Below are 25,787 nucleotides of genomic sequence, written 5' to 3' on the forward strand. Positions count from 1 at the left end.
GGGACGTCAGGCGGTCGCCGCTACAGGTGCTTCCCTGGAAGAGGGCGCTTGCCGCATCATCGGGAACCATTGCTTGGCCCAGGTGATGAAGGGGTTCTCCACCGTCCGGTGGATGATAATCGCAAACAGCAGGCTGGCCACGCCTGCCGCAATGGCCGCCGCCATCGGTCCGCAGTCGAAATAAAGCAGATTGCGGATGACGATCTGGTGAATCATGTAAAATGCAAAGCTGATCTCTCCACAGAAAACCAAGAGACGGGAGGATAGGATGCGCGTCACGCCGCCGGACTGGTGTGCGAAGACATAGACCATGGCGGCGAACAGCGGATACATCCCGTATTCCTGGTAGGCGAAGGACACCATGACCGATGCATGGTCGAGAAGGATTTGCGTTATCTCGGCGTGCACACTCAGGTAAGACGCCAGGCATGCGGCCACGGCGATCTGCCAGAACGCCACCCACTTGTCGGGAATACGCCGGCCGCTGAACAACTGATAGACGGCTATCCCCGACAAGAATTCCGCCATCCGCAAGGGCGGAAAGAGTTGAGCAAACGATGCGTCCGTAACGTATAAATCCGGCCACGTTGGTCCGCTGGTGGGCGCAAAGACCGGGTGCGGCAATACCGTCGTAAGGGCAAGCAGGCCAAGGACGGCGAGCGTCCAACCGCAGATTACCAGCAATATACGTCGTGGTTTCAGGATCAGGATGAACGGCAGCAGGAGATAGAAAAACAGCTCCACCGATATCGACCACGAGACGCCATTATAGGCGTAAGCCGTGCCATAGGTCGGAACCCACGAACTCTGCAATGCAGTCGTCAAATATGCGGTGAGGAAGCTTCTCGGACTGTGAAGTGTTACCAGGGCAAAGAAAAAACACAGCATATGAACCGGCCATATCCGGAAGAATCGCTGGGCGATGAAATTTCTGACGTCGCGCGAGGTCTGGAATTTCCCCTGGAAGCTGTAAGACAACACGAAACCCGAAAGGACGAAGAAGAACGATACGGCGCAACCGAGATCCAGATCCCAAAGGGATCGAGAAGCGTCGATGCCGAGTTGCTTCAGGTGATGGATGAAGATCGACAGGGCCGCGACGGCTCGCAAGGCCGTCAGATTGTGAAGCTGAGGGCGCCTGGCTGCTTTCGCCGATGCCACGCCATTGACGTTCGTAATCTCCACCACCGCCCCCGGACTTGCGGAATCGTTTGAACCGGTTCCATTTGACCGCCGGATTATGGATATCCCGTTAAAGTTGTGCTCCCTTTACGTGGTCATGCTTGTCACCGGTTGCCGCAAAACCGCCCGACTTCGAAGCCACGACCTTGAGCCTACCGGGAAAACCCGACCGATCCCGTTAACGTCCCATCAAGGTTAATGCATCATTTTGCTCTCCAGTGGGGTCAGTTGCGTTCCTGGAGAGAGTTCCGTGCATCGACGTGTGTTGAAGCGGCTGATGGCCGCCGCCGGTGAGAAACGCAGCCTTGTGTCTCCGTTCATCATCGGTCTCGGTATCTGGATCGGCTTTCCGACCGTCGCCGCCTACCAGGACATGACCGGCCTCGTTTCCGGCCTCGAATCGCCGACCGCGCGCTGGAACTCCTATGTCGAGAAATCCGTCGCCGGTTCGGTCCACGCAGCCGAGATGCCGTTCGTCGAGTCCGACATCACCGGCTCGATCTCGGGTTCCGGCGTTCGCCTTCCCGGTATCGGCTCCGTTTCGTTCCGCGGCAAGGGCGGCAAGGTCAGCGGGTCGCCCGACGAGGATCGCGTCGTGCGCGCCGACAAGAAGGGCCGCATCGTCCAGGTCTCTCCCGTAGCGCCGCCGAAGAACTTCAATGCCGGCTCGATCTTCCAGCGGACCTCCTCGCTGATGCGGCCGAGCATGGATGGCGACCTGAAAATGGCATTCGCCAAGCCTCAGATCAAAGGCAAGGAAATCCAGATCGCCGCCGCCTTCCACGCGCGTGAGGACAGGAAGCCGGATCCCGGCGTGCCGGCCATGCTTGCGGCCCTCGTCAACAACGACCATCCCGATGTGCTGGCGACCGCCTATGCGCAATCCGCGCCGGACTATGCCAAGGCCTCGCCCTTTGAAGCCCTGCTTCAGGACGAGCAGCCCAACAGCGGCCGCTTCATTCCGCCGATGGCCAAGGGCGACCACGCCTGGATCCAGAATCCGCTTCCTGCCAGCGTCTTCTCCAAGCCGGAGCAGAAATGCCTGGCCAACGGCATCTATTTCGAGGCACGCGGCGAAGCAGTGCGCGGCCAGGCCGCCGTTGCCCAGGTGATCCTCAACCGGGTCCGCAATCCCGCCTATCCCAATTCGATCTGCGGCGTCGTCTACCAGAACGACAGCTGGTTCAACCGCTGTCAGTTTTCATTCGCTTGCGACGGCAGGAAGAAGCGCATCGACAATCCTGTCGCCTACCAGACCGCGCAGGACATCGGCATGGCCGTCACCGCCGGCAAGATCTTCATTCCGGAAGTAGGATCGTCCACCCACTACTATGCGAACTATGTTCATCCCGGCTGGGCGCACACAATGCAGAAGATGACCAAGATCGGCCTGCATATCTTTTACCGGACCTATGGTGGCGGCTGGAGTTGAGCGGCCCGCCGCCCGCCGCTCTTTTCGCGCGGTCGCACGGTCGATTGGAGACCCATTGTCTGGGGGATTCGCGCGGCGCATCCCCCTGATCGCCGCGGGCACGATGTCGCACCTCGCTAGTACATTGATTTCATTGTCTAAAATACACAGCTCGGAAGTTCCGTCCGTGGCTTGACGGGCGCAAACCCTCTAACTATGTTGCCGGCGACTTTAGAAGCGGACGGACGGTGACGGTCTGCCCGGGCAGGGGGGTTGCGATGGCCGAAAAAAAGGGGCCAGACGGAACCGGAGAAACCGGCCGCGGCAAAGAGCATGACCCCGAAATCCGCGACGACGATCTTGAGCGACGTCGGCGTGAACTTGGAGCATCGCTTGCGACCAGGCTGCCGAACCGGCTCGAGGGGAAAGACGACGCGAAACTAGTGACCGGATACGGTCAGGCGATCAAACTATCCAGCGAGTTTATCGCAGGGGTGGTGGTGGGCGCCGGCATCGGCTGGATCATCGATCGTATGGCGGGGACATCGCCGTGGGGTCTGATCGTTTTCCTGCTGCTTGGTTTTGGCGCCGGCGTGCTCAATGTCATGCGTTCGGCTGGCGTTGTGGCGGAATTCGGACAAGGTGCCAAGCCGCGCCGTGACCGGGATGACAGCAAATGACCGCCCTTCAGGCGGCAATGGTAATTTAGCCGTACGCGGCATTGACGGGGTTTGAACGTGGCAGCTGACAAGGTCGATCCGATCCACCAGTTCCATATCAACAAGCTGATACCGATCGAGATCGGCGGCTATGACCTGTCTTTCACCAATTCCGCCCTGTTCATGGTCGCCACCGTGGTCGTTGCCGCGGCGTTCCTGTTCCTGACGACATCGAGCCGCAGCCTGGTTCCAGGCCGACTGCAGTCGGTCTCCGAAATGGCTTACGAATTCGTCGGCAACATGCTGCGCGACGCCGCCGGCACGCAGGGCATGAAGTTCTTCCCCTTCGTGTTCTCGCTGTTCATGTTCGTGCTGGTCGCCAATCTGCTCGGCCTGTTTCCCTATTTCTTCACTGTTACAAGCCACATCATCGTCACCTTCGGCCTCGCGGCCCTGGTGATCGGAACCGTGGTGGTCTACGGCTTCATGAAGCATGGTCTTGGCTTCCTCAAGCTGTTCGTGCCGCATGGCGTGCCGGTGTTCCTGCTGCCGCTGGTGGTGCTGATCGAGGTCATCTCCTTCGTGTCGCGCCCGGTCAGCCTCTCGGTTCGTCTGTTCGCCAACATGCTTGCCGGCCACATCACGCTCAAGGTGTTCTCTGGGTTCGTCGTCAGCCTCTCCGCGCTGGGCGCGGTCGGTGTGGCGGGTTCGATCCTGCCGTTGGCGATGGCGGTAGCGCTGACGGCGCTTGAACTGCTGGTCGCTTTCTTGCAGGCCTACGTCTTTGCCGTGTTGACCTGCATGTATCTCAACGACGCCCTGCATCCCGGGCACTGAGGCCAAGAGTTCCGGCCCAAGAGTTTCCAACATTGGTGCCGGATGAAATCGCAACGGAATTTTCAGATCCAAAGGAGTTGAACAAATGGACGCAGAAGCAGCAAAGTACATCGGCGCCGGCATCGCTTGCCTGGGCATGGGTGGCGCGGGCATTGGCCTGGGCAACATCTTCGGCAGCTACCTCTCGGGCGCGCTGCGCAACCCGTCGGCTGCCGACGGCCAGTTCGGCCGCCTGATTTTCGGCTTCGCCGTGACCGAAGCTCTGGGCATCTTCTCGCTTCTCATCGCGCTGCTGGCCCTGTTCGGCTGAGTACTGAGAAGATTGGACAGGCCGGCCGCGCTAGCGGCGGGCCTGATATCTGGGGATAGTCCATGTTCGTGACATCTGCCTTCGCGCAAGAGTCCGCGCCATCAGCCGACACCAGCCACGCTGCGACCGGAGGCGACACGCATTCCGGCACCAGCGTGCCTGCCGAAGCGCACGGCACGTTTCCGCCATTCAATCCGGAGACGTTTCCGTCGCAGCTTCTGTGGCTGGCGATCACGTTCGGGCTGTTCTACCTCTTCCTGAAGCGGGTCGTGATGCCGCGCGTCGGCGGCATCATCGACGTCCGCAACGACCGCATCAGCCAGGATCTCGACCAGGCAGCCAAGTTGAAGGGCGAGGCGGACGCCGCCGTTGCCGCTTACGAGCAGGAACTGGCGGAGGCCAAGAAGAACGCCAATTCGATCGGCCAGCAGGCCAACGATGCGGCCAAGGCGGAAGCCGAGACCGCGCGCAAGAAGATCGAGGCCGCGCTCGACGCCAAACTTGGCGAGGCCGAGGCACGCATTGCTTCCATCAAGGCCAACGCCATGAAGGAAGTCGGCAGCATCGCCGAAGACACCGCTTCGGCGATCGTCGAGGCACTGGTTGGCGGCAAGACCAGCAAGGCCGAGATCGCGGCCGCGGTCAAATCCGTGGCCCGGTGAGGAGCGCATCATGGACGCTACATCTCTCGCAACGCTCTGGGCCACGATTGCCCTGATCATCTTCCTGGGCATCGCCGTCTATATCAAGGTGCCCCGCATGATCGCCAAGGCGCTCGACGCCCGCGCCGCCAGGATCAGCAGTGAACTCGACGAGGCACGCAAGCTGCGCGAAGAAGCCCAGCAACTGCTCGGCCAGTACAAGAAGAAGCGCAAGGAAGCCGAGCAGGAAGCTGCCGACATTGTCGCGGCCGCCAAGCGCGAGGCGGATCTGCTGGCCGCCGATGCCTACAAGAAGACCGAGGATTACGTTGCCAGGCGCACCGCGCTTGCCGAGCAGAAGATCGGCCAGGCCGAACGCGAAGCGATCGGCGAAGTGCGCGCCAGCGCCGTCGACATCGCTGTCGAGGCGGCACGCGCATTGCTCGCCGCCAAGGTCGACTCCAAGGCCGGAGCCGACCTGTTCAGGTCCGCGCTGCAGGATGTGAAGGCGAAGCTGAACTAAGCTGACAGCATTGAGCAAATCAAAGCCGCCCGGGCAACCTGGCGGCTTTTTTGTGCGGTGCGTCAACGCTGCCAATCTCCCCTCGTGGGGGAGATCGGCAATCACCACTGCCGTCGCCTTACTCCAGCCCGGCGAAGCTTTCTTCTTCTTCCGTCACCTCGGCGCCGCCCAACCGGAACGGCGCAAACGAGATGCGGTGCAGCCGAGCGACGGGGCCATGCGCCTCGATCGCCGTACGGTGCCGGACCGTGGCGTAGCCCATATGGACTTCGAAGCCGTAGCGGTCGTGATGATTGCCGCAGCCGCACATCATGCGGTCGCGCATGACCTTGGCCACGATCGAGGCTGCGGCGATCGATTGCGAGCGCTGGTCGCCCTTGATCAGCGCGCGTCCTTCGCAGGGCAGTCCCGGCGGCACGTCGCGCCCATCCGCCAGCGCGAGCTTTGCCTGGATGGGCAGCCCGACCAGTGCGCGGCGCATCGCTTCGAGGCTCGCCTTGAGGATGTTGCTGCCATCGATGCCTTCGGCGCTGACCGACGCCATCGAGACGCCGAGCGCGGAGCCGATGATGCGCAGAAACAGCGCTTCGCGCTGCAAGTGGCTGAGCCGCTTGGAATCGTCGAGCCCTTCGGGAATGTTGGCGGGGTCGAGTACCACTGCCGCCGCTACCACCGGCCCGGCCAACGGGCCACGGCCGGCTTCGTCCATCCCCGCGACCGGCCACAGGCCATCGGCCATCGCCTTCGTCTCGAAGGAGAAATCGGGTTTCTCGACGATTTCGAAGAGAGGCGGAGAATCAGAACGCGCGCGAGCCATGTTGCGGCGAGGTTCGCATCGGCTCTGATTCTCCGCAAGTCCCTCCGGGTCGGGTGGGGCGCCGGACCGGGAGGGCACCGTCTGCAGGCCGGGGCAGGCCGGACGGGATCTTTTTGCAGGGCGGCAATGAACAGCCGCGGTGTCTTTCGGCTTCAGAGCAGCATCAACTGCTCCTGGTCCTTACCGGCCGCGACGAACTGGTCGGTCCGCAGCGTGCGCCGTTCAGCATTGAGGCCGAGCCGCTTGGCGGTGATCTCGAAGCGCCGGCCGATCTGCCATGCATAGGGCCCAGCGCCCTTCATGCGCTTGCCCCACTCCGAATCGTAGTCCTTGCCGTCGCGCATCGAACGGATCAGCGACATCACGTGGCGATAGCGGTCGGGATAGTGGCGCAGCAGCCAGTCCTTGAAGATTGGGCTGACCTCCAGCGGCAGGCGCAGCACCACATAGCCGGCCTCCCGCGCACCGGCATGATGTGCCGAGTCGAGGATGCGTTCCATCTCCTGGTCGGTCAGGCCCGGAATGATCGGCGCCACCATCACCGAAGCCGGGATGCCGGCTTCCGAAAGCTGCCTGATCGCTTCCAGCCGCTTGGTCGGCGTCGATGCGCGGGGCTCCATCGTCCTGGCCAGCATGCGGTCAAGCGTCGTTACCGACAGCGCCACCTTGGCGAGCCCGCGCTCGGCCATGCGCGACAGAATGTCGATGTCGCGCACCACTAGGGCTGACTTGGTGACGATGCCGACCGGATGACCGCGTGCCTCCAGCACTTCGAGGATTTCGCGCATGATCCGGTACTGCTTCTCGATCGGCTGGTAGGGATCGGTGTTGGTGCCGATGGCGATGGTGCGCGGCTGGTAGCCATCCTTCGACAACTCCTTGTCGAGCAGGCGTGCCGCATCCGGCTTGGCGAACAGCTTGGATTCGAAATCCAGGCCCGGCGACAGGCCCATGAACGAGTGCGTCGGCCGCGCGAAGCAATAGACGCAACCGTGCTCGCAACCGCGATAGGGATTGATCGACCGGTCGAAGGAGATGTCGGGCGATTCGTTGCGGGTGATGATGGTGCGCGGCTTCTCCACCTGCACCTCGGTCTTGAACGGAGGCAGTTCCTCCAGCGAACTCCAGCCATCGTCAAAGACATGCCGGCTGACAGGTTCGAACCGGCCGGACGGATTGATGCCCGCCGATCGGCCACGGTTGCGGTCCGGACGGACCCGCATGCCACTCTGCTCGATCATCGCGTTGGCCATCTCGGCTCGTCCTGCTCCGAAGGCCGCAATATCGGCGCGCATGATCGGTTCCATCTTCGCCCGCTCCCAGGGACTGTCCATGTTGTGTCGAATCGCTCTGCTCATGAAATTATTCCTATTTTGTTGATGAGAACAAAGCAAGAACTTTTCTATGGCGCGATGCAAAAACTGGCGTCGGTCAGTGGTTTCCGCTATTCGGCTCACGATGCTCAGTGTTCTCATCGAAACGCATAATGACGAGGAGGGTCTCGCCCGCACGTTGGCGACGCTGATTGGCGGCGCGGTCGAGGGCGTGGTGCGAGAGGTCGTCGTCTGCGACACCGGCTCCACCGACCACACGCATCGTGTCGCCGAGCATGCCGGCTGCCACTATGTGGGGAGCGGCGGCATCGCCGCCGGCATCCGCCAGGCCAAGGGTGACTGGCTGCTGTTTCTCGAACCGGGTGCGAGGCTGGTAGAGGGCTGGATCGACGCGGTCGTCGCCCATACGGCCAGGCAGACCATGGCCGCCCGGTTCGCGCGGGCGCGGGGCAGCCGTACGCCGTTCTTGGCCAGGGTCTTTTCCGCAAACCGTGCTCTCGCCGACGGACTGGTGATCAGCAAGCGGCAGGCGGCATCTCTGTCCAAGAATGCCGGCACCGCCGAGGCGTTGGCGCGCGGCTTGGCGACAAAGAAGCTCGACGCCGAGATCTGGGTGGCGCCACCGAGGCAGGCGCAGCGCTCTCCGAGGTGATTTTTGCAGTTGCTCTGCGTGGCGTTGCTTTTTAAGGGGCCGATTTGCCGCGCCGCAGATGTTCGTCCAGGCGCGGCATGATCTCGACGAAGTTGCAGGGCATGTGCCGGTAGTCGAGCTGTGCCTTGAGGATGCCGTCCCAGGCATCCTTGCAGGCGCCGGGCGAGCCCGGCAGCACGAAGACGAAAGTGGCGTTGACGACGCCGCCGGTCGCCCGGCTCTGGATCGTCGAGGTGCCGATCTTGTCGTAGGAGATGCGGTGGAAAACTTCCGAAAAGCCATCCATGCGCTTTTCGAAAATCGGCTCCAGCGCCTCGGGCGTCACATCGCGGCCGGTGAAACCGGTTCCGCCGGTGGTGATCACGACGTCGATGGCCTTGTCCCGCGACCACGCCAGAACGGTGTCACGGATTTTTTCGCGGTCGTCGATGACGATATCTCGGCCGGCCAGGATGTGGCCGGCCTCGGTGATGCGATCGGCCAGCGTCTGGCCGGATTTGTCGTTGGCAAGGCTGCGTGTGTCGGAAACCGTCAGCACCGCGATGCGCACCGGAATGAAGGCACGGCTCTCGTCAATCCTGGCCATCTCACTCAGCCTCCGATGCAATGCTGCGTGTTGCCGCGACGAACCAGTCGGGCTGGCGGCTGCGGATCTCGGCCGCCGCGCGCTTGGCGACATTGCCGGTCTCGAACAGGCCGAAGCATGTAGCGCCCGATCCGGACATTCGTGAAAAACCCGATCCGGCCTTATCAAGCCATGAAAGCGCCCTGCCTATGGCGGGTCGCATCGCAAGGGCCGCAGGTTCGAGATCGTTGCGGGTGATCTCCAGCCAGTTGCGCAGGCTGTGAAACTCGATGCTGCGCGGCAGCGGCGGCAGTGGCTCATTGTCGCGCCGGGACAGTGCTGCGAAGATTTCCGCCGTCGAGACCGGCGTGCCTGGATTGACCAGCACCAGACCCAGCGCCGAAAAATCCGGCACCATCGACAGCTCCTCACCGATGCCGCGCGCCACCAGCGGCTTTGCCGCCAGGCACATCGGCACATCGGCGCCAAGCGAGAGACCGATGCGCGCCAGCTCGGCGCTATCGATGTCCAGCCCCCAGCTGTCGGCCAGCCCGCGCAGCACGGCCGCCGCGTCGCTCGACCCTCCGCCCACGCCGGACGCGACTGGAAGGTTCTTTTCGAGCCTGATGATCACGGGCGGCGTGCTCCGAAGACCGGCGGCCTGCCGTAACGCGTCGCGTGCCTTGAGCACCAGATTGTCGCCATCGGGCGGAACGTCCGGCGCGTAGCGGCCGGATATGGTGAAATCGTCGCCTTCAGCCGGCGCGATCTCGATCCTGTCGCCAAAGCGCGTGAACACAGCCAGGCTTTCGATGAGATGATAGCCGTCGGGGCGCCTGCCGGTGACGTGCAGGGCAAGGTTTATCTTGGCCGGTGCTGCCCATGTCCGGACATGCGGACCGGACTCCACAGTCTCGATTGCGAGTGAAATGAGGGTCAGTCCTTGGCCAGCCGGTATTCGCCGGTCTTCGGATCCTTGACCAGCGTTCCCATCGCGCCGTTGGCCGCCTGTTTTTCGGTCCGCCGTACCTTGGCCGTCACGCGCTCAGCCTCGCGCAGGAAGGTGCGGTAGCCGAAATAGGCGGCAACGCCGACGACGGCAAAGAAAATGAGTTGCGGCATGTCAAAACTCCTACCACGCTGGGCCAGTAAGGGCGGCCGGTCGGGTCTTTCGGGCAACCATGCTAGACGCTTTCATGGCTTTTTCAAAGCCCGAAGCGCGCCCACAATGCGCGCTCTTCCGCCGCATCAATGACGCCGCTGGCCGCTGCCGCGGCGATATCGGGCGCTGAAAAGCCCTTGCTCGAGCCGAACAGGCCGAAGCGGCCGAACAGACCGCGCGGCGCCGTTATCAGCTTGAGCTGGGTCTTCGGCCCGAAGCGGGTCTTCAGTACTGTGCGCATGTCGCCCAGCGCATCGACGAGGCCGAGTTCCAAGCCTCTCTTGCCGGTCCAGAACAATCCGGTGAACAGCTCCGGATCGTCCGCCAGCTTCGTGCCGCGCCGCTCCTTGACCAGATCGATGAAGGTCTCGTGCACTTCGAGCTGCAGCACCTTCAGCCGCTCGACGTCTTCCTTTTTCTCGGGCTTGAACGGATCGAGCACTGCCTTGTTCTGGCCGGCGGTGTGGACACGGCGCTCGATGCCGATCTTCTTCATTAGTTCCGGGAAACCGAACGAGGCCGACACCACGCCGATCGATCCGACGATGGAGGAGGGGTCGGCGAAGACCTCGTCGCCGGCGACAGCGATCATGTAGCCGCCAGACGCCGCGACATCCTCGACGAAGACAAGCACCTTTTTGTTCTTCTCGACCGCAAGGTCCCGAATTCGCTTGAAGATCAGCCGCGACTGCACCGGGGAGCCGCCGGGGGAGTTGATCGAGATCGCGACCGCCGGCGCGTCGAAGGAAAACGCCTTTTCGATCAGCCCGGCGGTGGAGGCAAGCGACAGGCTCGGCCGGAACGGACCGCCGCCGGCCATGATGGTGCCGTGCAGCCGGATGACCGGAATGGTGTCGACGGTGGAGCGCCAGGACTTCGGCAGCAGACGGTTGAAAAGACGTTTCACGATGAAGTGGTCTCCGGCGATGGTTGCAGGCATGTAGGGATTTCCCGCCCAACGACAATGTTCAGGCCGCGAACAGCTCAGTCTCCGAACAGCGAGGCGAGCCCGTTGGTTATCATTTCGCTGCGCTCGTCGGGGCCGTTGCCCGATCGCGCGTGAAGCATCAGGGGCGGACGGATGGCGAGCTTTCCCCGCGCCCCAAGCGCCGCCCGCACGATAATGCGGATCGCCGCCGCGTCGGGGCGAGGGTGCACGGCGAGCATCTCGGCTTCGCCGAAGCGGCCTGAAATCGCGTCGAGAATGGAGCCGAGCTGTTCGGGCCGGGCGATCACGGCAAGCTCGCCGCGCGGCCTGACAACCGCTGCCGCACTGCGGATCCAGTTTTCGAACAGGCCATCCTCCATGACATGGGCCTCTTTTCGCAGGCGGTCCGATGTGGCGCGGTCCCGTGCTGCGTTGAAAGGCGGGTTCATGATGACGAAGTCGAAATCATTGTCGGCAAGGCCGGCGGCGGCCCGGGCCCGGCCCGAAACGGTGACATCGGCGACAAGCACGGCCGCGCGATCGCTGAGATGCGCATTGCCGGGATGGGCAAGCGTGGCCGCCGCGAAGGCAGCCATCTCAGGCGCGCGTTCGACCAGCACAGCCTGGGCGTCCGGACAGCGCGACAGCACTGCCAGACCGGCAGCACCGGCGCCGGCCCCGAAATCGGCGAGCCGCCCGCCAAACGAGGATGGCACCGATGCGGCCAGCATCATCGCATCCATCCCGGCGCGATGGCCGCCATGCTTGGGCTGCACGAGCCAGAACCGGCCGCGGTGGAAGGCATCGACCGTATGGGCCGGCATATCCGTGTCAAGGGTGGCTGGCGCGGCGGACATTATTTCTGGCGGATCTCGTTGGCGATGCCGGCGTCGGTCAGGATGCGTCGCGCTGCGTCGGCCTGGTCGGCGTCGACCATGACGCGCCGCGGCAGGATGCCGAGCGAGCCGTCGAGCACGCTCATATTCTGGTCGGCGACGAAGCAGCCGATGCCGGCGTCGCGCATCAGCGATTCGACAAACGAGATGATGACGGCGTCGTTGGTGCGGATTAGCTCTATCATCGCAAGAAACTCGCAGGTTGCAGCATGCATGTAAACGTGCGGCCGCACTCCCGCGTTTGCCGACGTTGACAGGCTGTCGTCGCCGCCGCGCCAATTCGCCACTTGCCGTGGCCGTGCCCGCCGCCCTAGAGTCCGTGCCGGGACTAAGGGTGCCGTCGCACGCGTTATACCAAGACGGGAGTGATTGTCGTGGGTGTCGTTCTCAACATCGAAAACGGGAAGCGGGAGCCCGCCTCCATCAAGGATTTGATCGATCTGACGGCGGCCGATATGGGGCGCGTCAACAAACTGATCCTGTCCAAGGCCGGCTCCGACGTCGAGATGATTCCCGAAGTCGCCAACCACCTGATCTCGTCCGGCGGCAAGCGGCTCAGGCCAATGCTGACGCTGGCTGCGGCGCAGATGTTCGGCTATGCCGGCGAGGGCCACGTCAAGCTCGCCACTTCGGTCGAGTTCATGCATACGGCCACGCTTCTGCATGACGACGTTGTCGATGAAAGCGGCATGCGGCGCGGCAAGAAGACCGCCCGCATGATCTGGGGCAACCAGGCCAGTGTGCTGGTCGGTGACTTCCTGCTCGGTCAGGCCTTCCGCATGATGGTAGATGTCGGCTCGCTCGAAGCGCTCGACATCCTGTCGAGCGCCGCCTCGATCATCGCCGAGGGCGAGGTCATGCAGCTTGCCGCCGCCAAGAACCTCGAAACCACCGAGGACGAGCACTTCGCCGTCATCAAGGCGAAGACCGCAGCGCTGTTTTCGGCCGCCGCCGAGGTTGGCCCGGTTATCGCCCAGGCGACCCGCAACGATCGCGCTGCGCTGCGCTCCTACGGAATGAATCTCGGTCTTGCCTTCCAGCTCATCGACGATGCGCTGGACTATGGCGGCACCAGCAAGGATCTCGGCAAGAATGTCGGCGACGATTTCCGCGAGGGCAAGGTGACCTTGCCGGTCATCCTCGCCTACCGGCGCGGCAGCAAGGCCGAACGCACCTTCTGGAAGCGTGCCATCGAGGACAATGTGGTCGACGACGCCGGGCTGGAAAAGGCGATCGGCCTGATGACCCGCCATGGCGCCATTGCCGACACAATCGGGCGCGCCCGCCATTTCGGCGAGATCGCCCGCGACGCCTTGGCGCCTCTGGAAGAGACGCCGCAGAAATCGGCGCTGATCGACGTCATCGATTTCTGCATCAGCCGGGTGAACTGAGGCGACCGGCTTTCGCTGGGCTTCCCGGGGCTGCGCCAGTGAAAAGACGCCTGTGAATTCGACCCTGCCGTCTCGACAAGCCGCCTTGCCGCAAATTATCTATAAATCATGGCAAAAGGCACGGACGACACCATAGCGGTGCGCATCAGCAAGGTATTGGCGGATCGCATCATTTCCGGCACGATCGAGCCGGGGGCGAGGCTGCGGCAGGATCATGTCGCCGAGGAATTCAACACCAGCCATGTTCCCGTGCGCGAGGCCTTCCGCCGCCTCGAGGCGCAAGGGCTCGCCGTCAGCGAGCCGCGCCGTGGCGTGCGCGTGGCGGCCTTCGACCTGGGTGAGGTCAAGGAGGTCGCCGAAATGCGGGCGGCGCTCGAAGTGCTGGCACTGCGCCACGCCGCGCCGCATCTGACCTCGGCCATTCTCGACCAGGCCGAGGAGGCGACCAAGGCCGGCGACAAATCCCGCGATGTCAGGTCGTGGGAGGAGGCCAATCGCGCCTTTCACCGGCTGATCCTGGCGCCATGCGGCATGCCGCGCCTGCTTGCCACCATCGACGACCTGCACGCGGCAAGCGCCCGCTTCCTGTTCGCGGCATGGCGCTCGGAGTGGGAGACGCGCACCGATCAGGACCACCGGGCGATCCTCAGTGCCTTGCGGCAGGGAAATACCGAATCGGCCGCGGCAACACTGGGACGGCATGTGCAATGGATTGGCCGCAAGCCGGTCAGGACAGCGTCCGGCGCCACACGCGAAGCCTTCGCGATCGTGGGTTAAGCGCCCTTTTCCCAAGCCTGGGCTTGCTATCGCTCCAAAAATGTGGATTCGATAATAGATCGAACGCAGAAATTATCTATAATTTTGGATCGACCGAAGGGAAGCCTATGACCAACCTCGCATTCTCGTCCGCCAGACCGTCCTTCAGCCCGCTGCGCCTCCAGCAGCGATCGCTCGGCTGGCAGGCCGGCGCCGTCGTGCTCGGCACGCTCTTCCTGGCGCTGTCCTCCTATATCGAGGTGCCGATGGTGCCTGTTCCCGTGACCATGCAGACCTTTGCCGTGACCCTGATCGGTGCGCTCTACGGCTGGCGGCTTGGTGCGGTGACGATCGCCGCCTGGCTGGTCGAAGGTGCTGCCGGCTTCCCGGTCCTGGCCGGCGGCGCTGCCGGCATACAGCATTTCGTCGGCCCGACGGGCGGCTATCTCTTTGCCTTCCCGATCACCGGCGCGCTGGTCGGCTGGCTGGCCGAACGCGGCTGGAACGGCAACAGGGTCATCCTCGCCTTCCTTGCCATGTTGGTCGGTAACCTTCTGTGCCTGGTTATCGGAACGGTGTGGCTCGCTGCCATCATTGGCGTTGAAAAAGCCATCACCTTCGGCTTCGTGCCGTTCATCGTCGGCGGGTTGCTGAAGTCGGCGCTTGGCGCCGCGACGCTGATGGCGCTCCCGCGCGGCAAGATGAACTTGCCGAAGCCGTGACGATCAGGCTTCGCGCCCATCATCTCCTTTGCCTGCTCACCTATGTGGGCAAGGGATACAGCCCCGCTTTCACCGCCAATTATGACGGGATCGCGGAGCGCCTGAGCCGGGGCGAGGACATCCTCCTCGTCTCCGGCCCGGACGACGTCTGCGCCCCGTTGCTTGGCGAGCCGGAACCGCACTGCTTGCGCGACAGCGCGGCCGGGCGGGACCGGCAGGCCGGCGATGACGTGGAAGCGCTGCTGGCTCGGCCGATCCGGGACGGCGTCCGCCTCGATCTCGATGCCGCGACCCTGATGCGGCTGCGGCAGGCGTTTTCAGCCGGCCACGTGCGCACGGCATGCGGGGGCTGCGAATGGAGCGGGCTGTGCGGCACGGTGGCAAGCGGCGGCTATCGCGATACGCGGTTGCAACGGCCCGTTGAGACGCAAAACTGTCCCTTTTAGCCATGGTTTGTTAATCGGGTGACCCGATTGTGAATTTTGGGCGGATTGAAGCGCGACCCCAAAAAGGCCATGCTTTGCCTGGAAAGATCGAGTCTGGGTCGATCCCGCTGACGCGGAGATGGCGCCTGGCTGAAAGGGATATGATGCAGCAAGGACGTGCGCGCTGGCTGACAAGGCTGGCAATTGTGACGGGCATGGCGATCTCGGCTTTGCCGGCCTATGCCAAGCAATCCACCGAACCGGTCAAGATCTCGTCGTTCTCGGGCGCCTATCTGGCTGCCCGGATCGCCGAGGGCGACAACGACCTCGACAGCGCCATCGCGTACTACAAGCAGGCCTTGGCCTTCAATCCGAGCGACACCGCACTGCAGCAGAGCCTGATGCTATCGTTGATCGCGCAAGGCCGCTTCGACGAATCGCTGGTCTATGCCGACAAGCTCAAGGAAGTGCCCGATGTGGAGCGCTTCTCGCGCCTGGCGCTGGCCGTCGATTCCTTCCACAAGAAGGATTTCACCAAGGCGCAGTACTGGCTGAAGCTGTCGCTGGAATCCGACCTCGACCGGCTGATCTCCGGCGTCATGTCCGGCTGGGCCGAACAAGGTGCCGGCCAGGCCAGCGAAGCGATGGCTTCGATCGACAAGTTGCAGGGGCCGGACTGGTTCGGCCTGTTCAAATCCTTCCACCGCGCCCTGATCGCCGATGCGTCTGGTATGCCCGAAAAGGCCGAGGCGATCTACGCGGCGACGATGCAGGATACCACGGCCGGCGGTGCGGCGCCTGAAACCTGGATGCGCAACGCGCAGGCCTATGCATCGTTCCTGGCCCGCAAGGGTGACAAGGCCAAGGCGATCTCGGTGCTCGACCAGGCCGAGGCGTTCTCGCCGGGCAAGCTGGAAATCGTCGCCTTGCGTGACAGGATCAGCAAGGGCGACAAGATTTCGCCCTTCGTGTCTGGTCCGTCCGACGGTGCTTCCGAAATCCTGCTCGATCTTGCCACCGCGCTCAACCGCGGCGGCGGCGAGCCATTCGTGCGCCTCTATCTGCAATATGCCCTGGCCCTGAAGCCCGACAGTGACGCGGCCCTCGTGCAGCTCGCCGCCGTCGCCGAGCAGCTGAAGGACGGCGAGGGCGCCATCGCGCTCTATCGGCGCATCCCGGACTCTTCGCCGCTGAAGGAGATTTCGGACCTGCAGCTTGGCCTCAATCTTGCCGACCTCGACCGCCATGACGAGGCGATCACGCATCTGAAGGCCTTCGTCGAAGCCCATCCCAACGACATGCGCGCCTATCTGGCGCTCGGCGGTGTCTACTCCTCGAAGGATGATTTCCGCTCCGCCGCAAATCTCTACGACAAGGCCGTCGAGGCGCTGAAGACGCCAACCGCCGCCAACTGGAACATCTTCTATCAGCGCGGTATCGCCTATGAGCGGCTGAAGGAATGGCCGAAGGCCGAGCCGAATTTCCGCAAGGCGCTGGAATTGCAGCCAGATCAGCCGCAGGTGCTGAACTATCTCGGCTATTCCTGGGTCGACATGAACACCAACCTGAAGGAAGGCCTGGAGATGATCCAGAAGGCCGTCGATCTCAGGCCAAGCGACGGCTACATCGTCGATTCCCTGGGTTGGGCCTATTTCCGCCTCGGCCGGTTCGATGACGCCGTGCGCGAGATGGAACGCGCGGTCGCGCTGAAGCCGGAAGATCCGGTTCTGAACGACCATCTCGGCGACGCCTATTGGCGCGTCGGCCGCAAGCTGGAAGCCACCTTCCAGTGGAACCAGGCTCGCGACCTGAAGCCCGATCCCGACGTGCTGGCCACCCTGCAGCAGAAGCTGATGAAGGGCCTGCCGCCGATCGAATCCAACACGGCGCAGGAGACCCCGAAGGTCAAGCCGGAGCCGGTTCCGGCCCCCAAGGGCTGAAAATCGCCTTCTTTGGAATGCGAACGGGGCTCTCAGGGCCCCGTTTTCGTTTTGATATCCGTTCCGCTCAAAAATGCCTGCCGGCGCGCCGGAAACGTCCTCAGAACATCTTGCGATAGACGACGAAGCCCGAGCGTTCGCCGACCGTGTCATAGAGCTTCATTGCCGTGTGATTGGTTTCATGCGTCAGCCAATATACCCGGCCGGAACCGGCCGCCTGGGCGTGCTCGTAGACGCCTTCGATCAGCGCCCGGCCGATGCCTTTGCCGCGCGAGGCCTCGTTGGTGAAAAGGTCCTGCAGATAGCAGTTCGGCGCGATCGCCGTGGTGCTGCGGTGGAACAGGTAGTGGACGAGGCCGAGAAGCTGGCTCCCGCTCTCGGCGACCAGCGCATGGACCGGCTCATAGGCGTCGAAGAAGCGCGACCATGTCATCGCGGTGATGTCGCTTGCCAGCGCCGTCTCGCCCGAACGGCCATAGAACGCATTGTAGCCGTCCCACAGCGGCAGCCATCGGTCGAAATCCTGGCGCGTGACGGGGCGGATGGTGATCGGGTTGGACATGGCTGAACCTGCTGTGCTTGAAGCGGACGCTTTGTTGGATCGCGGACCGTGGCGGCGAGCAATGGGCCAGTCGCACGCAAAGTTTTCAACATCGCCCGGCATGCTCACGGCGGCCCGCATCGGACGCGCCTTGCTTGACGCTTCGCCGCCGTGTCTCTAGGACGTGGCCGCAAGCTAGCCTGTGTCGCCGAGGCCACCGTGACGATTGAAATATCAGCCCATATGCATCCCAGCCGCTCCTTCCAGGGGCTGATCCTGGCCTTGCACAATTACTGGGCGGCTTATGGCTGCGTTATCCTGCAGCCCTATGACATGGAGGTCGGGGCCGGCACGTTTCATCCCGCAACGACGCTGCGCGCGCTCGGGCCCAGGCGCTGGAACGCCGCCTATGTCCAACCATCGCGACGTCCGAAGGACGGCCGCTACGGCGAGAATCCCAACCGGCTGCAGCACTACTATCAGTACCAGGTGATCCTGAAGCCCAACCCGCCGAACCTGCAGGAGCTTTACCTCGGCTCGCTGGCGGCGATAGGCGTCGACCCGTTGCTGCACGACATCCGCTTCGTCGAGGACGACTGGGAAAGCCCGACGTTGGGCGCCTGGGGTCTTGGCTGGGAATGCTGGTGTGACGGCATGGAAGTGTCGCAATTCACCTACTTCCAGCAGGTCTGCGGCATCGAATGCGCGCCGGTCGCGGGCGAACTCACCTACGGCCTGGAGCGCCTGGCCATGTATGTGCAGGGCGTCGACAATGTCTACGACCTCAACTTCAACGGCCGCGAGGGCGGCGACAAGGTCACCTATGGCGATGTGTTCCTGCAGGCCGAGCAGGAATATTCGCGCCACAATTTCGAATACGCCAACACGGCGATGCTGCTCAGGCATTTCGAAGACGCCGAGGCCGAGTGCAAGGCGCTGCTCGAGGCCGGCGCGCCGGCCTCAAACGACAATCTGCCGATGCACAAGATGGTCTTCCCGGCCTACGACCAGTGCATCAAGGCGAGCCATGTCTTCAACCTGCTCGACGCGCGCGGCGTGATCTCGGTCACCGAACGGCAGAGCTACATCCTGCGGGTGCGCAATCTGGCGAAAGCCTGCGGCGAGGCGTTCTTGAAGACGCAGGCCGGTGGCCTGGCGGCCTGAGTCTCAACCGCCGTTGATCATTTCGAGGGAAGCGTTGATCGGCGGCAGGATCTGGCCGCTCGGACCAGCCATCGTCCGCAGCGCCTGCCGCACGCCCGGCATCGAGAAGGCGCCGTGAGCCTGCGCGGCGAAGCAGGCGCTGAGCGCGAGGATCTGAAGAAGTCTGGATGCCGTTTTCATGATCGTTCAGCCAATAGTTCCCTGCCTGAGCGTGGGTCGCTTCAGCGCTGCGTTCGGTTCATGGAAATCTTTGATCCAAGGACGAGCGGCATCGGCTCGTCCCGACAAGGTGGCCAAAATTTCTGGAAAGGGTGACAGCGGCCAGCCGAGTTGCTATGCCCCGCGCGGACAATTTTGCCGCGTGAGCCCCAACCATGCCTGACCTGCTTCTAGAACTTCGCTCGGAAGAGATTCCCGCTCGCATGCAGCGCAAGGCGGCGGGTGATCTGAGGAAGATGTTGACCGACGGTCTGGTCGAGGCGGGGCTGACCTACGAGGCGGCGCGTGAGTATTGGACGCCGCGGCGCCTCACCCTCGATATCCGTGGCCTCAACGCACGCTCGAAGGATATTCACGAGGATATCAAGGGGCCGTCGACATCGGCGCCTGAACAGGCGGTCCAGGGTTTTCTGCGCAAGGCCGGGCTGTCTTCGATCGCCGAGGCGCATGTCCATTCCGACCCGAAGAAGGGCGACTTCTATGTCGCGCACATTTCGAAGCCGGGCAGGGCGGCCGAAGAGATCATCGCCGGACTGGTGCCAGATATTATCCGCACTTTCCCCTGGCCGAAGTCGATGCGCTGGGGGCCGGCCTCGGCCAGGCCCGGATCACTGCGCTGGGTGCGCCCGCTGCAATCGATCCTGTGCACCTTCGGCCCCGAGACCGAGGAGCCGGTCGTGGTCGATTTCGAGATCGACGGCATCCGCTCAAGCAACATCACCTACGGCCACCGCTTCCATGCGCCGGGCGAAATCACCGTTCGCCGCTTCGACGACTATGTGTCGAAGCTAGAGGCGGCCAAGGTCGTGCTCGATGCAGACCGGCGCAAGGAGATCATCCTCGCCGACGCCAGCAATCTCGCTTTCGCCAACGGGCTCGACCTTGTCGAGGACGAGGGACTGCTTGAAGAAGTATCCGCGCTGGTCGAATGGCCTGTCGTGCTGATGGGCGAGTTCGAAGAGGCTTTCCTGGCCATTCCGGCGGAGGTGATCCGCCTGACCATCCGCGCCAACCAGAAATGCTTTGTGACGCGGCCGCAGGGGGAAGGCGAGACGCTCTCCAGCCGCTTCATCCTGACCGCCAACATCGAAGCCAGTGACGGCGGCAAGGAAATCGCGCACGGCAACGGCAAGGTGGTGCGCGCCCGCCTGTCCGACGCGCTCTATTTCTGGAAGACCGACCAGGGGGATCTGCCCGATCTCGTTGAACTGGAAGCATCGGCTGAAAAGTTCGGGCTCGATCTGAAGAAGCCGCTCGACCAGCGCATGGCCCGGCTCGACCATCTCAATGTCACCTTCCATGCCAAGCTCGGCACGCAGGGCGAGCGGGTGGAGCGGATTGCCCGGCTGGCGCAAGAATTGGCGCCGATCGTCGGCGCCGATAGTGCGCTCGCAAGTCGTGCTGCTGTTCTCGCCAAGGCCGATCTCACCACTGAAGTGGTCGGCGAGTTTCCCGAATTGCAAGGGGCCATGGGCCGCAAATACGCGCTGTTGCAGGGCGAGCATGCTTCGGTCGCAGCGGCGGCGGAAGAGCACTACAAGCCGCAGGGCCCGTCCGATTATGTGCCGAGCGACCCGGTGTCGGTCGCTGTCGCGCTCGCTGACAAGCTGGACACGCTGGTCGGCTTCTGGGCCATCGACGAAAAGCCTACGGGATCGAAGGATCCGTACGCGCTGCGTCGATCGGCGCTAGGCGTGGTGCGGGTCATACTGGAAAACAAGCTCAAGCTCTCACTGGGCATCGCCATCGCGGCAGCGGTCTCGTCGGCACTCGCCGCATACGAACAAAAAGGCGAAGGCGCTGTGAGCCGCGGCGTCGTCGCCATGCTCGATTCGCGCATTCGCGACTACAAGGGCGCAAGCCGATTGTTGTTGGAAGCAGGCCTGATTTCCAACCTGTTGAAAGGCGGGCTGGCCAAGGCGAGTTCAGAAAGCTTTGGCTCCGCTGACCAGGAGCGAGAGTTCTTTGACAGCCAGCGTCTGATGGAGCTTGAGGCATCGCTGTCGCCGCTGATTGCCGACCTCCTATCTTTCTTCCACGATCGTCTCAAAGTCTATCTTCGCGACCAGGGCGCACGGCACGATCTCATCGATGCCGTCATCACGCCACAGTCCGACGACCTTCTGCAGATCGTACGCCGCGTTGAAGCCCTTGGCTCTTTCCTCGACACCGAGGACGGCAAGAATTTGCTCGCCGGCACCAAGCGTGCCGCCAACATTCTGGCCGCCGAGGAGAAGAAGAAAACGGCGGTCGCCGAAACCGTTGAGCCGGCGTTGTTCCGGCAAGATGCCGAGAAGTCGCTGTTTGCGGCGGTGAATCAGGCCGAGAAGCAAGCCGGCGAAGCGATTCAAAACCAAGACTTTTCCGCTGCCATGCTGGCGCTTAGCGTGTTGCGTGAACCCGTTGATTCATTCTTTGAGCATGTTCTCGTGAATGATGAGGACTTGTCGGTACGTGCCAACCGTCTTGCGCTGCTTGCCCGTATTCGGACCGCTACCGGCCAGGTCGCGGATTTCTCGAAAATCGCCGGCTGAGAAACATGATCCCGAAAAGTGGGCACCGGTTTTCGGACAAGATCATGCAGGGATAAACCGGGCTGTAGGCCTACGAAAAATATCTGCCAGCCGGTCGTTCGAACCGGCTTACAGTCATATGACGATGATCTCTCCTTGGCAAAAGGGACATGTTCCCCAACCCAACGGAGGCTTCCATGAATTCCGATCACGAAATCGAAGTGACAGAAGAGACCTCGGCCCCCGCCGAGGCGATTGAATCCGCTTCCGAAACCGCCCTCGATCATGCCGCCGCCACGGTCGAAGCCGCGGATCTGTCTGATGAAGACGAGGATGGCGATGACGAGGATGGCAATGACGAAGACGGCGAAGAGTCCGACGAAGACGACGCCGATGACGCTGTGAAGGCCGAAGGTGACGACGCCGAGGGCGAAGAAGAATCCGACGACGGCGAGTCCGACGAAGAAGACGACGACAAGGAAGAAGCGGCCTGATTTCAGGTCACAGGTTTTCTCGAGGAAAGGGCGGTGCTATGGCGCCGCCCTTTTTGTTGTCTTTTCAAACTGATTTGATCAGTTCTCCAGAATGCTGACCCGCACGCTGTTTTCATAGACGTCGACCTGGATCAGCGGCTCGCCATTGACGATGGCCCGCTTGGTCGACGAACTCATCGCGCCGGGGCGTTCCAGCATGCGCTGCAGATCGGCGCGCTGATCGTTGGTCCTGAACCAGGCATCACCCTCGTCGTCGCTGTCGCGGCGATGGAATTTATGCCAGTTGGCGCGGTCCTGCCGCACCATCTGCGCGGCGCCGTCCAGCGCATAGCCGTCGCTCGCCTGGTGATCGCGATCGGAAATGCGGGCGACATAGGACCCCAGCATGTCGTCCGCATGGGCCGCGCCGCCAAGCAATGACGCCAGCAGAAGCCCTGCCACTGTAACGGTCTTCGATTTTTTCATGAGCAACCCCCTTGCCTTGAACAATGCAATCCCGTCTGCCGAAGCCGCTTGGCTAAATTCAGGCCGCGGCGCCGACCGGCGAGATACGCCGGACGAAATTCGCCTGACAATGGTGCGCAGCGCGCCAGACCGCCGTCAAGCAGCCGAGCATTTGACTGCCCGGTTTGGTGAGGTCGCTATTTGACCTTGCCGGCTCCCGAAGCGGGCTGTCGGGCTGCCGGCCGCGGTGCGGCTGCCGCCGGTGCCGCTGCTTTCCCTTGCACTGCAGGCGCGGGGGCGGCCGAGGCGGTCGCCGTGGCGGGGGCGGTTGCCGCTGCCGGGGTTTTGGCCTGCACCGGTGTCGAGAAGGCGCCGCCGACGACCCCGCCACGAATGATCATCGGGCTCAGCGGGAAGACGTGCCTCGCCCCGGCCTTGTCCGGGATTGCCGCCACCTTTTCATCGGTGACGTCAGGCTCGCCGAGCGCAACGACGGACACCACGTCGCTCGCCTTGCCGTCGGCGGCCTTCAGCGCAAGGATGGAGGGCGTCGAGGCAGGCGCGCTGGGAAAGACCAGCGACGAGGCCTGAGCCCCGCCAGCCGTAGCAGCCAGACTGATAGCAAGCGTTCCCCAGATACGCATAGACACTGACATAGCTCCCCATTGCCCAGAAGCCGCACGATAGTGCCCGACGATTGATACCGGCTTTCATGGAAACATAGCATTTTAGGAATTGATGAATTGCCAATGCCCGCTTGCCCCGGCGGCGCTGTCGTACTACGCAGCCGGCATCCGCGAGGTGACGAGAGTGGCTGAAATACTTGCCGTCGGCGAAGCGATGGAACCGGCGTTGGCGCTGCTTGAGGGCGGCGATGTCGTCGCCATTCCGACCGAGACCGTCTACGGGCTGGCCGGTGACGCCACCAACGGCATTGGCGTGGCGCGTATTTTCGAAGCCAAGGGGCGGCCGCGTTTCAATCCGCTGATCGCCCATGTCGCCGACATGGCGATGGCCGAGCGCATTGCCTCGTTCGATCCGTTGTCGAAGAAGCTCGCGCTTGCCTTCTGGCCGGGTCCGCTGACGCTGGTGCTGCCGCAGCGCCCCGGCAACGGCATTCATCCGCTGGTCACCGCCGGGCTCGACACGATCGCCTTGCGCATGCCGAGGGGTTTTGGCGGCGAGCTGATCGCCAGGCTTGGCCGACCGCTTGCGGCGCCCAGCGCCAATTCATCCGGCAAGATCAGCGCGACGACGGCGCAAGCCGTTGCGGCGGACCTCGGCGCCCGCATCAAGCTGGTGGTCGATGGCGGCGCCACACCGGTCGGGCTGGAATCGACCATCGTCAAGGCCGAAGGCGAGAGGTTGCGCCTGCTTCGGCCTGGTGGCATTGCCGCAGGCGAAATCGCGGCGGCCGTCGGCATCGACCTGCTGCGCGGCGGCGCTGCCGGCGTCGAAGCGCCGGGCATGCTGGCCTCGCACTACGCGCCGGGTGCCGCGGTGCGGCTCAATGCGCGGGCGATCGGCGAGGGCGAAGCGCTGCTCGGCTTTGGCAGCCAGAGGGCGGAAGGCTGGCGCGGCGCAACCGCTTTCCTCAACCTGTCGGTTTCAGGCGACCTGCGTGAAGCGGCAAGCAATCTCTTCGCCTATATTCAGGATCTCGACCGCAGCGGCGCGCGCACCATCGCGGTCGAGCCGATTCCCCTTGACGGGCTCGGCGAGGCGATCAACGACCGGCTCTCCCGTGCCGCCGCTCCTCGTGACAACGCACAGCCCTCGACGTAGTTTTGCCAGATGACCGAGACTGCAAAGACACTCGATCCCTCTCTCATCGATCGTTTCGCGGCGATCGTCGGCGACAAATATGCGCTGCGCGACCAGCAGGACATCGCACCTTATCTGATCGAGCGACGCGGCCTCTGGCATGGCGCGACGTCCCTGGTGCTGCGGCCGGGCAGCGTCGACGAGGTCAGCCGGATCATGCGGCTGGCGACAGAGACCGGAACGCCAATCGTGCCGCAAAGCGGCAACACCGGGCTGGTCGGCGCGCAGGTGCCGGACAAATCCGGCCATGAAATCGTCCTGTCGCTGTCGCGGCTGAACCGCATCCGCGAGATCGATGTCCTGTCGAACACGGTCACGGTCGAGGCCGGCGTCATCCTGCAGACCTTGCAGGAAGCGGCCGACGCCGCCGACCGGCTGTTCCCGCTCTCGCTCGCCGCGCAGGGCTCCTGCCAGATCGGCGGCAATCTGTCGTCCAATGCCGGCGGCACCGGCGTGCTTGCCTATGGCAATGCGCGCGAACTCTGCCTCGGCGTCGAGGTGGTGCTGCCGACCGGCGAGGTGTTCGACGATTTGCGCAAGCTGAAGAAGGACAATACCGGCTACGACCTGAAGAACCTGTTCGTCGGCGCCGAAGGCACGCTCGGTATCATCACCGCCGCCGTGCTCAAACTGTTTCCGAAGCCCAAGGGGCGCGACGTCGCCTTCGTCGGCCTGTCGTCGCCCGAGGCCGCTCTTTCCCTGTTCAGCCTTGCCATGGACCGCGCCGGGGCAGCGCTCACCGCCTTCGAACTGATCGGCAAGCGGCCATACGATTTCACGCTGGCGCATGCCCCGGGCGTGACGCGGCCGCTGATGGAGGATTGGCCCTGGTATGTGCTGATGCAGATATCGTCCGGCCGCTCATCGGAGGATTCTCGGGCGCTGATCGAGGACGTGCTTTCCGCGGGCCTCGAGCAGGAATTCGTCGGCGACGCGGTCATCGCCGCCAGCCTCGGGCAGGGCGACGCCTTCTGGGATTTCCGCGAGCTGTTGCCCGAGGCACAGAAGCCGGAAGGCGCCTCGATCAAGCACGACATTTCAGTGCCGATCGCATCGATACCGCGCTTCATCGCGGAGGCCGCTGGCGCGGTGGCCTCGGTCAGTGCTGGCGCCAGGGTGGTCTGTTTCGGCCATATGGGAGACGGCAACCTACACTATAACATCTCGCGGCCCGTCGACGGCGACGACGAGGCGTTTCTGGCGCTCTACCATGCCATGAACAAGGCCGTGCATGACGTGGTGCGCAGCCTGCATGGTTCGATCTCGGCAGAGCATGGCATCGGCCAGTTGAAGCGCGACGAACTGATCGCCACCGCGCCGCCGATGGCCATCGATCTCATGCGCCGGGTAAAGGCTGCCTTCGATCCGGCCGGCATCATGAATCCTGGTAAGGTTATCTGATCCTTTCAACATCTTGTGGCTGGTGGCATTCCGATA

The 25,787-nt window shown here is 63.3% G+C and carries 30 protein-coding genes; 17 read left to right on the forward strand and 13 right to left on the reverse strand.

The genetic code is table 11. The annotated features are described in order from the left end of the window. Positions 1-6 precede the first annotated feature (6 nt). The gene (locus O7A70_RS17740) at positions 7-1,185 is read right to left on the reverse strand and encodes an acyltransferase family protein (protein ID WP_337141542.1); all 1,179 of its coding nucleotides are present in this window, start codon (positions 1,183-1,185) and stop codon (positions 7-9) included. A 247-nt stretch (positions 1,186-1,432) separates the two neighbouring features. Here O7A70_RS17740 and O7A70_RS17745 point away from each other — a divergent pair, with 247 nt between their 5' ends. From O7A70_RS17745 to O7A70_RS17770, 6 genes are all read left to right on the forward strand, one after another. Then, positions 1,433-2,614, forward strand: a complete 1,182-nt coding sequence (locus tag O7A70_RS17745; RefSeq protein WP_337141544.1) for a cell wall hydrolase — start codon at positions 1,433-1,435, stop codon at positions 2,612-2,614. Between the two features lie 257 nt (positions 2,615-2,871). Then, positions 2,872-3,273 (forward strand): AtpZ/AtpI family protein, encoded by a 402-nt coding sequence (locus O7A70_RS17750; RefSeq protein ID WP_337141545.1) that lies wholly within the window; start codon positions 2,872-2,874, stop codon positions 3,271-3,273. A 57-nt stretch (positions 3,274-3,330) separates the two neighbouring features. Then, entirely contained in the window at positions 3,331-4,089 is a 759-nt protein-coding gene (locus O7A70_RS17755) for a F0F1 ATP synthase subunit A (RefSeq protein WP_027142301.1), read from the forward strand. Positions 4,090-4,174: 85 nt separating this feature from the next. Next, the gene (locus O7A70_RS17760; protein WP_013896722.1) at positions 4,175-4,399 is read left to right on the forward strand and encodes a F0F1 ATP synthase subunit C; all 225 of its coding nucleotides are present in this window, start codon (positions 4,175-4,177) and stop codon (positions 4,397-4,399) included. A 62-nt stretch (positions 4,400-4,461) separates the two neighbouring features. Beyond that, positions 4,462-5,061 carry a F0F1 ATP synthase subunit B gene (locus O7A70_RS17765; RefSeq protein ID WP_140507881.1) on the forward strand — a complete coding sequence of 200 codons (600 nt, stop codon included), beginning with the start codon at positions 4,462-4,464 and terminating at the stop codon, positions 5,059-5,061. Positions 5,062-5,071: 10 nt separating this feature from the next. Then, positions 5,072-5,563, forward strand: coding sequence for a F0F1 ATP synthase subunit B (locus O7A70_RS17770; protein ID WP_337141546.1), 492 nt, complete (start codon positions 5,072-5,074; stop codon positions 5,561-5,563). A gap of 118 nt (positions 5,564-5,681) precedes the next feature. Here O7A70_RS17770 and O7A70_RS17775 read toward each other — a convergent pair whose 3' ends face one another. Then, positions 5,682-6,380 (reverse strand): ribonuclease HII, encoded by a 699-nt coding sequence (locus O7A70_RS17775; RefSeq protein ID WP_337141547.1) that lies wholly within the window; start codon positions 6,378-6,380, stop codon positions 5,682-5,684. A gap of 152 nt (positions 6,381-6,532) precedes the next feature. Continuing rightward, positions 6,533-7,687 (reverse strand): PA0069 family radical SAM protein, encoded by a 1,155-nt coding sequence (locus O7A70_RS17780; RefSeq protein ID WP_337107942.1) that lies wholly within the window; start codon positions 7,685-7,687, stop codon positions 6,533-6,535. Positions 7,688-7,838: 151 nt separating this feature from the next. Between O7A70_RS17780 and O7A70_RS17785 the strand changes: the two genes are divergently transcribed. Beyond that, on the forward strand, positions 7,839-8,366 hold the full coding sequence (locus O7A70_RS17785; protein WP_337141548.1) for a glycosyltransferase: 528 nt from the start codon (positions 7,839-7,841) through the stop codon (positions 8,364-8,366). A gap of 31 nt (positions 8,367-8,397) precedes the next feature. Here the strand turns inward: O7A70_RS17785 and moaB are convergent, their stop codons facing one another. The 6 genes from moaB to O7A70_RS17815 form a co-directional block, all read right to left on the reverse strand. Then, entirely contained in the window at positions 8,398-8,952 is a 555-nt protein-coding gene (gene moaB / locus O7A70_RS17790; RefSeq protein WP_337141549.1) for a molybdenum cofactor biosynthesis protein B, read from the reverse strand. Position 8,953: 1 nt separating this feature from the next. Next, complete coding sequence (locus tag O7A70_RS17795; protein ID WP_337141550.1) at positions 8,954-9,841, reverse strand: 4-(cytidine 5'-diphospho)-2-C-methyl-D-erythritol kinase; 888 nt, start codon at positions 9,839-9,841, stop codon at positions 8,954-8,956. A 26-nt stretch (positions 9,842-9,867) separates the two neighbouring features. Beyond that, the gene (locus tag O7A70_RS17800; protein ID WP_127277518.1) at positions 9,868-10,053 is read right to left on the reverse strand and encodes a hypothetical protein; all 186 of its coding nucleotides are present in this window, start codon (positions 10,051-10,053) and stop codon (positions 9,868-9,870) included. A gap of 83 nt (positions 10,054-10,136) precedes the next feature. Further along, on the reverse strand, positions 10,137-11,000 hold the full coding sequence (locus O7A70_RS17805; RefSeq protein WP_140507976.1) for a S49 family peptidase: 864 nt from the start codon (positions 10,998-11,000) through the stop codon (positions 10,137-10,139). A 77-nt stretch (positions 11,001-11,077) separates the two neighbouring features. Further along, on the reverse strand, positions 11,078-11,878 hold the full coding sequence (locus O7A70_RS17810; RefSeq protein ID WP_337141551.1) for a tRNA1(Val) (adenine(37)-N6)-methyltransferase: 801 nt from the start codon (positions 11,876-11,878) through the stop codon (positions 11,078-11,080). Beyond that, the gene (locus tag O7A70_RS17815; protein WP_027142312.1) at positions 11,878-12,102 is read right to left on the reverse strand and encodes a putative signal transducing protein; all 225 of its coding nucleotides are present in this window, start codon (positions 12,100-12,102) and stop codon (positions 11,878-11,880) included. Before O7A70_RS17815 ends, O7A70_RS17810 begins: the two co-directional genes overlap by 1 nt. A gap of 189 nt (positions 12,103-12,291) precedes the next feature. Between O7A70_RS17815 and O7A70_RS17820 the strand changes: the two genes are divergently transcribed. The 5 genes from O7A70_RS17820 (at position 12,292) to O7A70_RS17840 (ending at position 17,151) form a co-directional block, all read left to right on the forward strand. Further along, positions 12,292-13,308, forward strand: a complete 1,017-nt coding sequence (locus tag O7A70_RS17820) for a polyprenyl synthetase family protein (protein ID WP_337107884.1) — start codon at positions 12,292-12,294, stop codon at positions 13,306-13,308. A gap of 108 nt (positions 13,309-13,416) precedes the next feature. After that, positions 13,417-14,085: a GntR family transcriptional regulator gene (locus O7A70_RS17825; protein WP_337141552.1), complete on the forward strand. Its 669-nt coding sequence runs from the start codon at positions 13,417-13,419 to the stop codon at positions 14,083-14,085. A 107-nt stretch (positions 14,086-14,192) separates the two neighbouring features. Continuing rightward, positions 14,193-14,786, forward strand: a complete 594-nt coding sequence (locus O7A70_RS17830; RefSeq protein WP_337141553.1) for a biotin transporter BioY — start codon at positions 14,193-14,195, stop codon at positions 14,784-14,786. Continuing rightward, positions 14,783-15,232, forward strand: a complete 450-nt coding sequence (locus tag O7A70_RS17835; protein WP_337141554.1) for a DUF1284 domain-containing protein — start codon at positions 14,783-14,785, stop codon at positions 15,230-15,232. Before O7A70_RS17830 ends, O7A70_RS17835 begins: the two co-directional genes overlap by 4 nt. Before the next feature lie 143 nt (positions 15,233-15,375). After that, positions 15,376-17,151: a tetratricopeptide repeat protein gene (locus tag O7A70_RS17840; RefSeq protein ID WP_337141630.1), complete on the forward strand. Its 1,776-nt coding sequence runs from the start codon at positions 15,376-15,378 to the stop codon at positions 17,149-17,151. A gap of 100 nt (positions 17,152-17,251) precedes the next feature. Here O7A70_RS17840 and O7A70_RS17845 read toward each other — a convergent pair whose 3' ends face one another. After that, complete coding sequence (locus tag O7A70_RS17845; RefSeq protein WP_337141555.1) at positions 17,252-17,713, reverse strand: GNAT family N-acetyltransferase; 462 nt, start codon at positions 17,711-17,713, stop codon at positions 17,252-17,254. Positions 17,714-17,911: 198 nt separating this feature from the next. On the opposite strand from O7A70_RS17845, the gene O7A70_RS17850 reads away from it, so the two are divergent. Then, positions 17,912-18,856: a glycine--tRNA ligase subunit alpha gene (locus O7A70_RS17850; protein WP_337141556.1), complete on the forward strand. Its 945-nt coding sequence runs from the start codon at positions 17,912-17,914 to the stop codon at positions 18,854-18,856. Positions 18,857-18,859: 3 nt separating this feature from the next. Here the strand turns inward: O7A70_RS17850 and O7A70_RS17855 are convergent, their stop codons facing one another. Further along, positions 18,860-19,036, reverse strand: coding sequence for a hypothetical protein (locus O7A70_RS17855; RefSeq protein ID WP_181165842.1), 177 nt, complete (start codon positions 19,034-19,036; stop codon positions 18,860-18,862). A 194-nt stretch (positions 19,037-19,230) separates the two neighbouring features. Between O7A70_RS17855 and glyS the strand changes: the two genes are divergently transcribed. Further along, a complete protein-coding gene (gene glyS / locus O7A70_RS17860; protein WP_337141557.1) occupies positions 19,231-21,609 on the forward strand; it encodes a glycine--tRNA ligase subunit beta in 2,379 nt (792 codons plus the stop codon). 176 nt (positions 21,610-21,785) lie between these two features. Further along, complete coding sequence (locus O7A70_RS17865; protein ID WP_337141558.1) at positions 21,786-22,082, forward strand: ATPase; 297 nt, start codon at positions 21,786-21,788, stop codon at positions 22,080-22,082. Between the two features lie 78 nt (positions 22,083-22,160). On the opposite strand, the gene O7A70_RS17870 is transcribed toward O7A70_RS17865, so the two are convergent. Next, positions 22,161-22,547: a hypothetical protein gene (locus tag O7A70_RS17870; RefSeq protein WP_140882963.1), complete on the reverse strand. Its 387-nt coding sequence runs from the start codon at positions 22,545-22,547 to the stop codon at positions 22,161-22,163. Between the two features lie 176 nt (positions 22,548-22,723). Beyond that, a complete protein-coding gene (locus O7A70_RS17875) occupies positions 22,724-23,182 on the reverse strand; it encodes a hypothetical protein (protein WP_442921192.1) in 459 nt (152 codons plus the stop codon). A 154-nt stretch (positions 23,183-23,336) separates the two neighbouring features. Here O7A70_RS17875 and O7A70_RS17880 point away from each other — a divergent pair, with 154 nt between their 5' ends. Beyond that, entirely contained in the window at positions 23,337-24,311 is a 975-nt protein-coding gene (locus O7A70_RS17880) for an L-threonylcarbamoyladenylate synthase (RefSeq protein ID WP_337141632.1), read from the forward strand. Between the two features lie 9 nt (positions 24,312-24,320). Then, the gene (locus tag O7A70_RS17885; protein ID WP_337141559.1) at positions 24,321-25,751 is read left to right on the forward strand and encodes an FAD-binding oxidoreductase; all 1,431 of its coding nucleotides are present in this window, start codon (positions 24,321-24,323) and stop codon (positions 25,749-25,751) included. The last annotated feature ends 36 nt before the right edge of the window (positions 25,752-25,787 follow it).

It is taken from the genome of Mesorhizobium sp. Cs1299R1N1 (genome assembly GCF_037179655.1).
Lineage (GTDB): Bacteria > Pseudomonadota > Alphaproteobacteria > Rhizobiales > Rhizobiaceae > Mesorhizobium > Mesorhizobium salmacidum.